Origin of the sequence: Serratia sp. CY83965 (genome assembly GCF_052166375.1) — a bacterium.
GTDB lineage: Bacteria > Pseudomonadota > Gammaproteobacteria > Enterobacterales > Enterobacteriaceae > Serratia > Serratia marcescens.
This window is the reverse complement of the sequence record NZ_JBJNOV010000012.1, coordinates 44,204-57,541: the sequence shown is the minus strand read 5'-3', so window position 1 is coordinate 57,541 and position 13,338 is coordinate 44,204. Positions and strand designations below refer to the sequence as shown.

General features: G+C 58.5%; 12 protein-coding genes. All 12 read right to left on the bottom strand.

Annotation, left to right across the window (positions count from 1 at the left end; translation table 11 throughout):
• Nucleotides 1-157: 157 nt before the first annotated feature.
• The 12 genes from wecG to wecA all read right to left on the bottom strand — a co-directional run bounded on the left by wecG (nucleotide 158) and on the right by wecA (nucleotide 13,076).
• Nucleotides 158-898, bottom strand: coding sequence for a lipopolysaccharide N-acetylmannosaminouronosyltransferase (gene wecG, locus ACJ8PL_RS20750; protein ID WP_048796346.1), 741 nt, complete (start codon nucleotides 896-898; stop codon nucleotides 158-160).
• Between the two features lie 14 nt (nucleotides 899-912).
• Complete coding sequence (gene wzyE / locus ACJ8PL_RS20745; RefSeq protein ID WP_016929500.1) at nucleotides 913-2,280, bottom strand: ECA oligosaccharide polymerase; 1,368 nt, start codon at nucleotides 2,278-2,280, stop codon at nucleotides 913-915.
• On the bottom strand, nucleotides 2,277-3,362 hold the full coding sequence (locus ACJ8PL_RS20740) for a TDP-N-acetylfucosamine:lipid II N-acetylfucosaminyltransferase (RefSeq protein ID WP_016929501.1): 1,086 nt from the start codon (nucleotides 3,360-3,362) through the stop codon (nucleotides 2,277-2,279). Before ACJ8PL_RS20740 ends, wzyE begins: the two co-directional genes overlap by 4 nt.
• Nucleotides 3,359-4,609: a lipid III flippase WzxE gene (gene wzxE, locus ACJ8PL_RS20735; RefSeq protein ID WP_016929502.1), complete on the bottom strand. Its 1,251-nt coding sequence runs from the start codon at nucleotides 4,607-4,609 to the stop codon at nucleotides 3,359-3,361. The genes ACJ8PL_RS20740 and wzxE overlap by 4 nt, the downstream gene beginning before the upstream one ends.
• A 1-nt stretch (nucleotide 4,610) precedes the next feature.
• A complete protein-coding gene (gene rffA / locus ACJ8PL_RS20730; protein WP_442531359.1) occupies nucleotides 4,611-5,741 on the bottom strand; it encodes a dTDP-4-amino-4,6-dideoxygalactose transaminase in 1,131 nt (376 codons plus the stop codon).
• Nucleotides 5,728-6,459 (bottom strand): dTDP-4-amino-4,6-dideoxy-D-galactose acyltransferase, encoded by a 732-nt coding sequence (rffC, locus tag ACJ8PL_RS20725; RefSeq protein ID WP_442531358.1) that lies wholly within the window; start codon nucleotides 6,457-6,459, stop codon nucleotides 5,728-5,730. Before rffC ends, rffA begins: the two co-directional genes overlap by 14 nt.
• A complete protein-coding gene (gene rfbA / locus ACJ8PL_RS20720; protein WP_016929505.1) occupies nucleotides 6,437-7,318 on the bottom strand; it encodes a glucose-1-phosphate thymidylyltransferase RfbA in 882 nt (293 codons plus the stop codon). Before rfbA ends, rffC begins: the two co-directional genes overlap by 23 nt.
• A gap of 48 nt (nucleotides 7,319-7,366) precedes the next feature.
• On the bottom strand, nucleotides 7,367-8,434 hold the full coding sequence (gene rffG / locus ACJ8PL_RS20715) for a dTDP-glucose 4,6-dehydratase (protein ID WP_033639020.1): 1,068 nt from the start codon (nucleotides 8,432-8,434) through the stop codon (nucleotides 7,367-7,369).
• Nucleotides 8,431-9,693: a UDP-N-acetyl-D-mannosamine dehydrogenase gene (wecC, locus tag ACJ8PL_RS20710; RefSeq protein WP_442531357.1), complete on the bottom strand. Its 1,263-nt coding sequence runs from the start codon at nucleotides 9,691-9,693 to the stop codon at nucleotides 8,431-8,433. The genes rffG and wecC overlap by 4 nt, the downstream gene beginning before the upstream one ends.
• Complete coding sequence (gene wecB, locus ACJ8PL_RS20705) at nucleotides 9,690-10,820, bottom strand: non-hydrolyzing UDP-N-acetylglucosamine 2-epimerase (protein WP_049300316.1); 1,131 nt, start codon at nucleotides 10,818-10,820, stop codon at nucleotides 9,690-9,692. Before wecB ends, wecC begins: the two co-directional genes overlap by 4 nt.
• A gap of 85 nt (nucleotides 10,821-10,905) precedes the next feature.
• Nucleotides 10,906-11,958: an ECA polysaccharide chain length modulation protein gene (wzzE, locus tag ACJ8PL_RS20700; protein ID WP_442531363.1), complete on the bottom strand. Its 1,053-nt coding sequence runs from the start codon at nucleotides 11,956-11,958 to the stop codon at nucleotides 10,906-10,908.
• Between the two features lie 20 nt (nucleotides 11,959-11,978).
• Nucleotides 11,979-13,076, bottom strand: a complete 1,098-nt coding sequence (wecA, locus tag ACJ8PL_RS20695; protein WP_028127624.1) for a UDP-N-acetylglucosamine--undecaprenyl-phosphate N-acetylglucosaminephosphotransferase — start codon at nucleotides 13,074-13,076, stop codon at nucleotides 11,979-11,981.
• Nucleotides 13,077-13,338 lie beyond the last annotated feature (262 nt).

The window sequence follows — 13,338 nt, the reverse complement described above, 5'->3', positions numbered from 1 at the left end:
TTTCGCCGCTATAAGCAAACCGCAATTTAAAACTTTATGGAATAAATGCGGCGGCGTTTAGGGCCGAGGGTTATAGATATGCGGGAGAAACGCGCAAAAGCAGATTATTGGTACAGCAGTCCGGAGCGGAACAGCACTTTCCACCCCGGATGAGGAGTTACATCTTGCCGCTGTAGTAGTAGCCGACAAACTTCAACAGCTTCAACTGTCGGCCGATGCGGCTGGGTTGGCTGAGCAGGCGGTAGAGCCATTCTAGACCGAGGTTCTGCCACACCTTGGGCGCACGCTTCACATGCCCGGTAAAGACGTCGTAGGTGCCGCCCACACCCATATACAGCGCCTGCGGATACACCTTGCGGCAGTCGCGCATCAGGAGCTCCTGCTTCGGCGATCCCATCGCCACCGTCACGATAGCGGCGCCGCTGGCGCGAATACGCTCGAACAGCGCCTCTCGTTGATCCGGTTTGAAATAGCCGTCCTGGCTGCCCACTAGGTTGACATTCCACTGGCTGCGCAGCTTTTGCTCGGTTTCCGCCAAGACTTCCGGCTTGCCGCCGACCAGGAAGACCGGCGTGCCTTCGCGGCCTGCGCGCTGCATCAAGGCTTCCCACAGATCGGCGCCCGCGACGCGCGACACATCCGCCGCCGGGTATTTGCGGCGGATTGAGCGCACCATGCTGATGCCGTCGGCGTACTTGTACTCCGCTTCATCCAGCAACGCATGCAGCGCCTGGTCCTCTTCCGCCTTCAGGATCTTTTCCGCGTTCATCGCCACCAGCGTGCCCTGTTTGACCCGACCGCCGTCGAACAGAAAGTCCATGCAATGCGCCATATCGCGAAAGCCCCACAGGCTGAAACCGCGCAGCTCATACTGCGGCACCGAAATCTTTGTTTCCATCGTTCTCATTACCCTTACAAAAGACCGTTGGCCCGAGGCGGAGACGCCAGCGCGCGGGCACGCGTCACTCTGGCCTTGATCAGCCCGGCGGTATCGAACAGCCAATACAGCAACTTCGCCAGCACCAGACAGGCGCCGAAAATAATGCAGAAGAACACCACGCGCGACACGAATGAGTCCACCCCTTCGCGCGCCAACACGATCATGTTGAACACCGCGCCGAAGCAGAATCCTTGCAGGATAGCCGCCTTATAGCGGTTCGGCTCGGTTTTGCCCAGCTCATACAGCCAGTCGAACCACTTGATGATCATGCCCACCAGAATCGCGCCGATCGGGATAAACAGCGCGCCGCCCATCACCACCAGCGAACCGATCAGCGTCGGCGAAATCGCCAGCCCGGAGTGGTTGTTCAGCACTTCCCAGGTGAAATAGTTGGCGGAGTTCAGCACCACGTCCGGCCGGCCCGGCCATAGCCAGGTTGGGATAAAGACGTAGAAATCACGCAAGATCGGCGCCAGGCCCTGGAAATCGATCTTGTCGTAATTTTGCAGCAACAGCGCCAGGTTTTCCCACGGAGAGAAGGTATCGCGGGTCAGATAGAGGAAGGTATAAAACGCTTCCGCGCCGCTGACGTCCAGGCTATAGCGCTTCAACGCCAGCCAGAACATGCCGACCACGCCGAATATGCCCGCCGCCGCCAGCATCCAGAGCGTGATCCAGCCGCGCACGATACCGATAAACAGGAACAGCGCGAAAGCGATGATAATGTTGGCACGGGTGCCGCCGACGATCACGTAGGTCAGAATGCCGAACGCCACCGTCGCCACCAGGAACAAGAACCAGGCGCGCAGATCCTGCCGCAGGAAATAGACCACCAGCATCGCCGGAATGAAGAAGTAGAAGAACCGCTTGAGCGCCACGCCGGACACGTCGCTGGAGAAGATCTGGCTGTAGGAATTGAGCTTGAACAGCAGGAAGCCGTTCTGCATGAAGAAGATGCCCACGGTACCGATCGCCACCAGCGCCAGCAGCACCCAGGTCATATGAGTCTCTACCCGGTTCATGGTAAACAGCGCCGCGCGCGGCTGAGTGCGGCGCTTGCGCAGCCGGGTCTTGTAAGTGACGTAATAGATGGCGTAAAACGCCGTCGCCGACAGCAGGGCGTACAGCAGAAACTCCACCGGCACCACCTCGACGTCAAACTGAAACACCAGCAGGCAGGTTAACGGGAAGCCGAAATAGAACGTCAGCAAATACAGCAGCGAGAAGAAGACGTTGAAGTTAAAGCGCACGCGCCGAAACTCCTGGTAGGTCAGCGTCAGGATAAACGTCAGGCTGACCAGATAGACAACAAACAGGCCGCCGAATTGCGCCAACGTCATGAATGCTCTCCCGCTGCCAACGCCAGGGCTTGCTGCCAGCCGTCAACATAGTTCGGATTGAAGAAGGCGATCGCCTGTTTATCCACCGCCGCCAGCTGACGCTGCGCTTCGCGCACCACCGCCTCGTCGAGCGAGTCGCCGTAGAACAGCACCGGCAGGTGCTGTTCCGCCAAATCCTGCCAGAACGGGTTCTGCCGGCTGAGCACGAAAGGCACGCCGAACTGAATCAACAGGCACAGGGTGCCAATCCCCTGCTGGCGATTGAAAATGAAATAGCCGAGATCGCAGGCGCGCAGAATATTGAGGTAGTCCTCAAACGCCACCTGCTGCGTGAGCAGCTGCAGGTTTTTCTCGCCGAACAGCGGCAATCCGGCGGCGCGCACCTGCTCGATGTAAGCATCGTTGTTGGCCGGATAACCCATCGGCAGGATCACGCGCACGTCGGCGCCGAACTGCTGATGAATCGCCTGCAGCGCTTCGATATGCCGATTGCTGCGATCGCCGGAGTTGCCCACCAGAATCGTCATCGGCCCGGCCAGGTTTTTCTCGACGTGAACGTCGGTCAGCGCCGGATCCATGCGGGTCGGGAAGTACAGCAGCGAGGCCGGCACCCGCGCATGGCGCTGCTGGTAGTGAATCACGTCGCCGCGGGTAGCAAACACATTCCCTACCCGCCCCTGCGCAATGCGGCGCAGCAGATAGAACAGCCGGAATTTCCAGCTGGCGGCGTCTTCATACAGATCGGCGCCCCAAATATGCCAACTGACCTGACGCGCTTTGATCTTGCCGCTCAGCAGCGCCAGCCACAGCCCCGGGTTGAACTGGCCGTGCAGGAAGAAACGCGTATCGCGATCGGCTTGGGCGCGCGCGATGACCGCCGCCGCCAGGCTTTTCTTATCCGCGTAGGGCTCAATGTTCAGGGCGGGGAAATCTCCCAGTGCCGCCACATCCTTGGCCGCCACCATAAAATGCCGCGTCTGCTCAGCCGGCAGACGCGGCGCCAGCACGTCATTGAAGAAGCGCAGCACCGTCTGGTTATGATGCGGGATATCGGATCCCAGAACGTGAATCAGTGTGGTCATACTCGTCTACGATAAATAAGAAACACGCAGCTACAGAGCGCGAAATACACGATGTAGGTTGCCATATAGGCCTGAGCCGCCCCCAGCGCGCCATGCAGCGGGATCAGCCAGTGCGAGAACAGTGTCAGCAGCAGAAACTGGCTGACTTCCGTCAGGATATAAAAGCGCAGCGACGCTTTGGCGATCACCAAATAGCCGAACACATAGGCCCCGACTTTCAGCACATCGCCCACCAGCTGCCAGGCAAACAGATCGCGCATGGCGACGAATTTGTCCGAGAACAACAGCCAGATGGCGAAATCACGCAGCAGCCACACCGTAAAGCTCGCCGCCGCTACCGCCGGCAGCACGAATTTCAACGAGCGCACGATCTCCCGCGAGATGGCGCCCTTGTCCGTCAGCCGCGACAGCGTCGGCAGCAGATAGACGGTAAACGAGGCGGTGATGAACTGCAGATAGGCATCGGAAATGCTGCTGACGCCCTGCCAAATCCCCACCTCATCCCAACCGTAATGCGCGGCCAGCAGGTTACGCATCATCACGTAAGCCACCGGCAGCGTCACCGAGGTGATCAACGCCATGAGGGTGAATTTGCCGAGGTTGCCGGCCACGAGTTTGTCCCAACGCGGCGCCAGATAGCGCAGCGGCAACGTTTTGCGCCGCCACAGCATCAGCCCGGCAGGCAACACCACCAACGCCGGCACCAGCGCCAGCCCCGCCAGCGCGCCTTCATAGCCCCCCAGCTTGAAGCACAGGTAATAAGCCACCACGCCAATCAGGCTGCCGCCGATCACCGCCAGCGCATTGCCCATCGCGTCGCGATAGCCTTTCAGCACCGCCATGAACAGGTTGGCGTAGGCGATGCCCATCTGAATGAAAGCGACGGCGCGCACCACGCCGACGTAATCGGCATGCCCGAACAGCCCAATGCTGATCGGTTCGGCGGCGAACAAAAACACCAGCGCCAGCAAGGTCGAAAAAACCAGCACGATGCTCGACGCGGTACCCACCGCCAGACGCAGACGCTGCGGATCCTGGTGGTACTCCGCCACGTATTTGGTGATGCCGTTAAAAATGCCCGCGCCGGACAGCACGCCCAGCACGGTAATCAACTGGCGGAAGTTACCCGCCTGCCCCACCCCGCTGGGGCCAAACGCTACCGCCAGCAGTTTCACCACCAACAGCCCCACGCCGATTTTGATCAGCGTGGAGCCGGCAGTCCATATCGATGCTTTTGCCAACGACATATCAGGCAAAGAAGCTCAGGATGGTATTGATTACCGTACGCTGATTGACATCAGACATATTGTAGAACAGCGGCAAGCGCACCAGACGCGCGCTTTCCTGCGTGGTGTAACGATCTTCGCCGGCAAAGCGGCCGAACTGTTCGCCGGCCGGGCATGCGTGCAGCGGGATATAGTGGAACACCGCCATGATTTCGGCTTCCTTCAGGTAGTCGATAAAGGCCGTGCGCTCTTCGATATCACGCAGCTTGATATAGAACATGTGCGCATTGTGCTCACAGTCCGCCGGCACGATCGGCAACTCGATGCGCCCTGACTGCGCCAACGGCAGGAAGCTGTCGTAGTACTTCTGCCACAGAGCCAAACGGCGCTGGTTGATGCGTTCCGCCACTTCCAGCTGGCCCCACAGGTAGGCGGCCTGCAGGTCAGACATCAGATAGCTGGAACCGATATCGCGCCAGGTATATTTGTCCACCTGGCCACGGAAGAACTGACTGCGGTTGGTGCCCTTCTCGCGGATGACTTCCGCCCGATCGATCAGAGCCGGATCGTTCACCAGCGTCGCGCCGCCTTCGCCGCCGGCGGTGTAGTTTTTGGTTTCATGGAAGCTGAAGCAGCCGATATGGCCGATGGTGCCCAATGCCTTGCCTTTGTAGGTCGACATCACGCCCTGCGCGGCGTCTTCCACTACGAACAGGTTATATTTCTTCGCCAGCGCCATGATGGTATCCATCTCGCAGGCGACGCCGGCGTAGTGCACCGGTACGATCGCGCGGGTTTTATCGGTGATCGCCGCTTCGATTTTGGTTTCGTCGATATTCATGGTGTCCGGACGCAGGTCGACGAACACCACTTTGGCGCCGCGCAGCACAAAGGCGTTGGCGGTTGAAACGAAGGTAAAGCTCGGCATGATCACTTCGTCACCCGGCTGGATATCCAGCAGGATGGCGGCCATTTCCAACGACGCGGTGCAGGAAGGCGTCAACAACACTTTCGCGCTGCCGAAACGCTGTTCCATACACTGCTGGCAGCGACGGGTGAAACCGCCGTCGCCGCACAACTTGCCGCTGCCCATGGCAGCCTGCATATATTCCAGTTCAGTGCCAACAACCGGTGGAGCGTTAAATGGAATCATGTCTACCTCTGTATAACCAATACGCGGTGCTTTCAATCACGGCACCCTGTCGTTGATAGAGTCGTAATGCGGCGATATTGCCTACCTGGGTCGCGACCCGCAGGCGCTGCATCCCTTGCCGTCGACATTCGGCGATCGCCGCCGTCATCAGCCTGGCGCCCACGCCCCGGCCGAATGCACCGGGGAAAGCCGCCAACAGGCCGATGCGCGTTTCCTGGCCGCCAATGTCACGCAGGCTGACAAAGCCTTCGGGTTGCCCCTGGTTGTTCAGTACCAGCAAACATTGATGATCAAAGGTGCCCAGCACCGCTTTTTCGATCCAGGCCGCATAGAATCGCCCACTATCGGCGCGATCGTACCACGGTGCACGAAACCGGCTGGCGGCGAACACCTCACCGGTGGCAGCCCGCAATGACGGGATATCCTCGGGAACGGCCAGACGCACCGCAGCCGCCGAAGCGACATCGGCCGTCGTGCTTTCAGACGCAACGTTCACTGCCAGGTCCACTTCCCCTTCGACCAGCCGGAATCCCAGCGCCGACAGCGCATCGGCCCACTCCAGGCGGCAAGCGGGGATTTTGGCCTGCACCAACGTATAAGCATCCAAATCAGCCTCGGCCACGGGCGCTGCCGAGCTATCGAAATGTAACTTGGCGCTTTTCAAGTGGAAGAAGTCGCTCTCCCAATTCAGCGGTTCAATACTGGCGTGGACGCGCATGCAATAAATCCAGTAAGTATTTGCCGTAACCGGTTTTGGCCAGCGTCTGAGCCGCGCGTTTCACGCCCTCATCATCCAGCCAGCCATTGCGCCAGGCGATCTCCTCGAGACAGGCGATTTTAAAGCCTTGGCGTTTCTCGACCGTCTGCACGAAGCTGCTGGCTTCCAGCAGGCTGTCGTGAGTGCCGGTGTCCAGCCAGGCAAAACCGCGCCCCAACAGCTCGACGGCCAGCTCTCCGCGTTCCAGATACATCTGGTTAATGCTGGTGATTTCCAGCTCGCCGCGCTCAGAAGGCTTCACCTGTTTGGCAAACTCCACCACCTGGCTATCGTAGAAGTACAGGCCGGTCACCGCCCAGTTAGACTTCGGTTTAACCGGTTTTTCTTCGATCGACAGCGCACGGAAGTGGTCGTCAAACTCCACCACGCCAAAGCGCTCGGGATCCATCACCTGATAGCCAAACACGGTCGCACCGGTGGTGCGCGCTGCAACGCTTTTCAGTTTGGGACTGAACCCCTGACCAAAGTAAATATTGTCACCCAATACCAGGCAGCTCGGCTCACCGGCCAAAAATTCTTCGCCGATCAAAAAGGCCTGAGCCAGGCCATCGGGACTTGGCTGTTCGGCATAGCTGAGATTAATGCCGAATGCTTCGCCGCTGCCCAAAAGCCTCTTGAATGAAGGCAGATCTTCCGGCGTGGAGATAATCAGAATGTCTTTGATTCCCGCCAGCATCAGCACCGACAACGGGTAATAGATCATCGGTTTGTCGTAGATCGGCAGCAGTTGCTTGGACACACCACGAGTAATCGGATGCAGACGCGTACCGGAACCGCCAGCCAGAATAATACCTTTCATACGTACTCCAAAACCCGCCGCGCCGCCGCAAAGCGGCGCGGCGTTAGATTAATCTGACAACCCCAAACGCTCGCCGGCATAAGAACCGTCTTGCACCCGGCGCCACCAGGTTTCGTTGTTCAGGTACCAAACCACGGTTTTGCGAAGGCCGCTTTCGAACGTTTCCTGTGGCCGCCAACCCAACTCGCGATCGATTTTGCCGGCGTCGATGGCGTAACGCATATCGTGGCCCGGGCGATCCTTCACGTAAGTGATCAGATCGCGGTAGTTCGCCACGCCCTGCGGCTTGTTCGGCGCCAGTTCTTCCAGCAGATCGCAAATGGTCTGCACCACTTCGATATTCTTGCGCTCGTTATGGCCACCGATATTGTAGGTTTCGCCTACCACGCCTTCAGTCACGACCTGATAGAGCGCGCGCGCGTGATCCTCGACATACAGCCAGTCGCGCACCTGCGCGCCGTTGCCGTATACCGGCAGCGGTTTGCCGGCTACCGCATTCAGGATCACCAACGGAATCAACTTTTCCGGGAAGTGATAAGGGCCGTAGTTGTTCGAACAGTTGGTCACGAGGGTCGGCAAACCGTAGGTGCGCAACCAGGCACGCACCAGATGATCGCTCGACGCCTTGGAGGCGGAATACGGACTGCTCGGCGCATATGGCGTGGTTTCGGTGAACAGATCGTCGGTGCCGTGCAGGTCGCCGTACACTTCGTCGGTGGAGATATGATGGAAACGGAAAGACTGCTTCTTCTCCGCCGCCAACGGCTGCCAGTAATGGCGCGCCGCTTCCAGCATCGTGTAAGTGCCAACCACGTTGGTCTCGATAAAGGCCGCCGGGCCATCGATAGAGCGATCGACGTGGCTTTCCGCCGCCAGGTGCATCACCACGTCCGGCTGATACCGGGCAAATACCCGATCCAGCTCAGCACGATCGCAGATGTCGACCTGCTCGAAAGCATAGCGCTCGCTCTCGGCCACCACCGCCAGCGACTCGAGGTTACCGGCATAGGTCAGCTTATCCACTACCACCACGCTGTCGCCGGTGGCCTCGATGATGTGCCGCACAACTGCGGAGCCAATGAAACCGGCGCCACCGGTCACCAAGATACGCTTCAACGCCAGACTCCCTTGGTATCCACCACCCAGCTTTGCTTGATCTCTTCCGGCCGGATGGCCTTGAACTGTTGGTGATCGACCAACATCACGATCACATCGGCCTGCTGCAACGCCTCAGCGATTGGCGTCAACGTGACATGGCCCGCCAGCGACTTCGGCAACTGTTCGACGTTCGGTTCCACCGCCAGCGTTTCGCCGACGTGCCATTCGGCGATCAGGTGCGCCACTTCTACCGCCGGGCTTTCACGCAAATCGTCGATATTCGGCTTGAAGGCCAGGCCGAAGCAGGCAATTTTCACCTCGGACGCGCGCTTATCGGTGGCGGCCAGGCAATCGGCCACCGCCGCTTTCACCCGGTCGACCACCCACAGCGGTTTTCCGTCGTTCACCAGGCGTGCGGTGTGGATCAGGCGCGCCTGCTGCGGGTTTTGCGCCACGATAAACCACGGATCGACGGCGATGCAGTGACCGCCTACGCCCGGCCCCGGCTGCAAAATATTCACCCGCGGATGGCGGTTCGCCAGGCGGATCAGTTCCCAGACGTTGATCCCCTGTTCGGCGCAGATCAACGACAATTCGTTGGCAAAGGCGATATTCACGTCGCGGAAGCTGTTTTCCGTCAGCTTGCACATCTCGGCAGTGCGCGAGTTGGTGATCACGCATTCGCCCTCGAGGAAAATCTTGTACAGCGCGCTGGCACGTTCCGAGCACTTCGGCGTCATGCCGCCGATCACGCGGTCGTTTTGAATCAGCTCTACCATCACCTGCCCCGGCAACACGCGCTCCGGGCAGTAGGCGATATTCACGTCCGCCGCTTCGCCCGCTTGCTGCGGGAAGCTGAGATCGCTGCGCGCCTGCGCCAACCATTCCGCCATCTGTTCGGTGGCGCCCACCGGCGAGGTGGATTCGAGGATCACCAGATCGCCTTTTTTCAGCACCGGCGCCAGCGATTTCGCCGCCGCTTCGACATAGACCAGATCCGGCTCGTGATCGCCCTTGAACGGCGTAGGCACCGCGATCAGGAATGCATCGGCCGCCAGCGGCTTGGTCACCGCCTGCAGGAAACCGCCGTCGACGGCGGCCTTGACCACTTTGTCCAGATCCGGCTCGACGATATGGATCGCGCCGCGGTTAATGGTATCTACCGCATGTTGGTTAACATCTACACCCACCACTTTTTTCTTGCGAGAAGCAAACGCCGCCGCCGTTGGCAAGCCGATATAACCCAGGCCGATAACCGAAATAGTGTCAAAACTCATAGTGTCACCTGATGATTCTTTAAAGCTTCGAGGATACGCTGACAGGCATGCCCGTCGCCGTATGGGTTGTGCGCCCGGCTCATCGCGTGATATTCGCTTTCGTCCGTCAACAGCCGGGTCACCGCTTCAACAATTTTGGCCACATCGGTGCCGACCAGGCGCACCGTGCCCGCATCTACCGCCTCAGGGCGCTCGGTGGTGTCGCGCATCACCAGCACCGGCTTGCCTAACGAGGGCGCCTCTTCCTGAATGCCGCCGGAGTCGGTCAGGATCATGTAAGCGTGGGTCATCAGATAGACAAACGGTAAATAATCCTGCGGCTCGATCAGCATGACGTTGTCGATGCCTTTCAAAATGCGATTCACCGGCTCGCTGACATTCGGATTGAGATGCACCGGGTACACCACCTGCACTTCCGGGTGGCTGCGGGCGATCTCCGCCAGCGCGCTGCAAATCCGCTCAAAACCGCCGCCAAAGCTTTCCCGGCGATGGCCGGTGACCAGAATCAGTTTTTTGTCGGCATCGAGGAACGGGTAACGCTGCGCCAGGCCAGCGCGCAGCGCAGCATCGCTCATCACGCGATCGCGCACCCAGAACAGCGCGTCGATCACCGTATTGCCGGTCACAAAAATACGGTTGTCCGGCAGCAGCTCGCGCAGCAGGTTTTGGCGCGAGTTCTCGGTCGGCGCGAAGTGGAACATCGCCAGATGGCCGGTCAGTTTGCGGTTGGCCTCTTCCGGCCAGGGAGAATACAGGTTGCCGGTGCGCAGCCCGGCCTCGACATGCCCGACGGGGATGCGTTGATAGAACGCTGCCAGACTGGTCGCCAGCGTGGTGGTGGTATCGCCGTGCACCAGCACCACGTCCGGTTTAAAGTCTTCCAGCACCCCTTTCAGCCCTTCCAGGATGCGACAGGTGATTTCCGTTAGCCCCTGGCCGGGTTTCATGATGTTCAGGTCGTAATCCGGCGTGATCCCGAACAACCGCAATACCTGATCCAACATCTCACGATGCTGTGCCGTTACGCAGACTCTTGCTTCAAAAGCCTCATCCTGGGCCAGTGCATGTACCAGCGGTGCCATTTTAATGGCTTCAGGCCTGGTGCCGAAAACAGTCAACACTTTCACAGCGAATCTCTTTTGGTCGGTTAATCGCAGGCCCAGCCTGCGAATGGGGCGCTCACGCGCCCTGCATCAGATTATTATATTATTTTTAACTACGCGGCCGACGCGCCAAGGCAACACCCGCGCCAACCAAAGCGCCCATCGCGCCCCACAGAATCAGCCAGAATACCCGGCGCGGGCTGTCGCGTTTTACCGGCTCTTCCGGCGTGCGCAAATAACGGTAGGTCTGGAACTTCTCATCCAACGTCGGGCCAACGTTCAGCGTCGCCAACATTGCGCGGTTCTGATCGTAATCCAGATCGTAGGTCGGGCCAGAGGCCTGCAGGCCTTCCAGACGCGCCTGCAGCATTGGCCGGCCCAGCAAGAACAGATCCGAATCCGGCAACTGTTCTGCCGGGGTGTCGGTTTGCGTGCGGCTGATCCCCTGGCTCTCGGCGATTTTCAGCGCCTGCTGCGTGGTGTTCAGCTCGCGCTTGTAAACCGACTCCGCGACCGCTTCCTGGCGCTTGACCTGTGCCTTCATCGAGGTGGTACGAGCGGCCCACGCCCCCTGGATCTCTTCGTTCAGGTGCCGGGCAGCGCGGTGGCTGGCGAAGGTCACGTATTGACGCAGCAGGCGGTTGGCGTCCGCCGCGGTTTCCGCCGTCAGCTTCACGCCGTCGTTCGGGACTTTTTTGTCGTCACGCGGCGTGAACAGGATGTTGTTGATCAGCTCGTCGAGCAGCGCCGCATCGGCGCGGGCATCCCCTTCCTGACGTTGCTTGTAGTAATCACTCTGCAGCCAGAAATCGCGACGCGTATCGTAAGCCGCCAGTTGCATGATGAACTCATTGTACGCTTCATCCGCGATGCTCGGCTGATCGCCGGCCGTCGTCGGCAGCGTGCGCACATCCAGATTACGCAGGAACTGCTGCTGGGAGTAGTAACCGCCCAACGCATTCACCGTGGGTTTGTCTGTGATTGCGGTCGCGCTCCACTCTTGCTTAACCAGATAAGAGACGATCAACGCGACCGCCGCGAACAGCACCGCAATGCCGATAATCCACGGTTTGCCGCGCCACAGGGTGCAGCACAGGCCGCGGATATCGAGTTCGTTATCCACCGCCGGGGTATGCTTGTCAGACGTTGTTTCTGGATTCATCACAGCCAAAAAGCCTCTGGTTAAGATACTTGCTTGTTATCGCTCGAACGCCGCAAGCGACGCTTGATACGCTTAATGTACCGCGCAACCCGCCAGGCGCGCTTGATGCAGTAACCGTACAGGAAGAAAGCAAGCAAGAATAATGCCAACATAACCCACTCTGGGATAAAAGTCAGGCGCTCGCCGATCACGCCAACTGCAGCTAACAACACGGCAGCCAGAGTGATGAGCACAAAAGCCTGCCTTGGCGTAAAACCGGCGCGCATGATCAGATGGTGAATATGTTGACGATCGGGAGAGAAGGGACTCATTCCTTTGCGCAAGCGACGATACATGATCGCTATCATGTCCATCAGCGGAATCGCGATGATCCACAGCGCCGTCACCGGATTGATCGAGCGAGTGGCTCCCTGCGAACTTTGCAGCAGCAACCAAATGGCGGTAAAGCCGATCAGGGTGCTGCCGGCATCACCCATAAACACTTTATAGCGGCGGCCGAGGATACCGAGGTTGAGCAAAATATAGGGAACGATGGCAGCGATCATCGCAAAGCACCAGAACGCCAGCTCGTTATGGCCGCTCAGGTACAGCAGCAGGCCCAGCGCACCGAAGGAGACACACGACAACCCACCCAACAAGCCATCAATGCCGTCAACCATATTGAAAGCATTGATAGCCGCCCATACCGCAAACAGCGTCACCAAATAGCCAAAGGGACCCAGTAAGACTTCCCAGTTCCCCAGTACATGGCCAAAGCTGCGCAGATACAAACCGGCGAACACCATCATGGCAATGCCTACCAATGCCTGAACTAACGCTCTGATCTTAACGCTGATATCAAAACGGTCATCCAAGGCACCGATGAACACTAAAATGCCCGCGCAGGTGAGGTAAAGTTCACTGTGTGCAATCTTTTGTTCCGATATAAAGAAAGCGAAACATAGACCGGCATAGACCGCAATACCGCCAACCAACGGAATTAATCCTTGGTGACGTTTACGATAGTTCGGCTTATCAACCAACCCAATGCGTTTCGCTACCTTACGGGCAACAAAGAGGAAAGCTAAGGAGAATAGGAAAACAAATAGAATTTCAGTACTCATAGTGAGTAGGTTCACAATTAACAGATCTCGTAAGAAGATAGGCAGCTTAACATGGGCGACAGGCTATGCCATGAGATCCCGTTGCCTTTCAGTCATTTCTTATGATGCGGGAATTCATTCTCATTCGCCCCAGCACCGCGGCCAATTCCGGCAGTAACATGCCGCATACTCAGATATCGAAAACAAGAAGAATTCTCAATAAGTCGTAGAAACAACTTACTTTTCCATTACCGCTACTTATCGTATCCGCCAAAAGCAAAAAACGCCACGACTAGGC

Excerpts from the sequence above, each read along its gene's own strand:
- rfbA (WP_016929505.1), bottom strand. The coding sequence starts at position 7,318 with ATGAAAGGTATTATTCTGGCTGGCGGTTCCGGTACGCGTCTGCATCCG.
- wzxE (WP_016929502.1), bottom strand. The coding sequence starts at position 4,609 with ATGTCGTTGGCAAAAGCATCGATATGGACTGCCGGCTCCACGCTGATC.
- wzyE (WP_016929500.1), bottom strand. The coding sequence starts at position 2,280 with ATGACGTTGGCGCAATTCGGCGGCCTGTTTGTTGTCTATCTGGTCAGC.
- wecC (WP_442531357.1), bottom strand. The coding sequence starts at position 9,693 with ATGAGTTTTGACACTATTTCGGTTATCGGCCTGGGTTATATCGGCTTG.
- rffA (WP_442531359.1), bottom strand. The coding sequence starts at position 5,741 with ATGATTCCATTTAACGCTCCACCGGTTGTTGGCACTGAACTGGAATAT.
- wecG (WP_048796346.1), bottom strand. The coding sequence starts at position 898 with ATGGAAACAAAGATTTCGGTGCCGCAGTATGAGCTGCGCGGTTTCAGC.
- ACJ8PL_RS20740 (WP_016929501.1), bottom strand. The coding sequence starts at position 3,362 with ATGACCACACTGATTCACGTTCTGGGATCCGATATCCCGCATCATAAC.
- wzzE (WP_442531363.1), bottom strand. The coding sequence starts at position 11,958 with ATGAATCCAGAAACAACGTCTGACAAGCATACCCCGGCGGTGGATAAC.
- rffC (WP_442531358.1), bottom strand. The coding sequence starts at position 6,459 with ATGCGCGTCCACGCCAGTATTGAACCGCTGAATTGGGAGAGCGACTTC.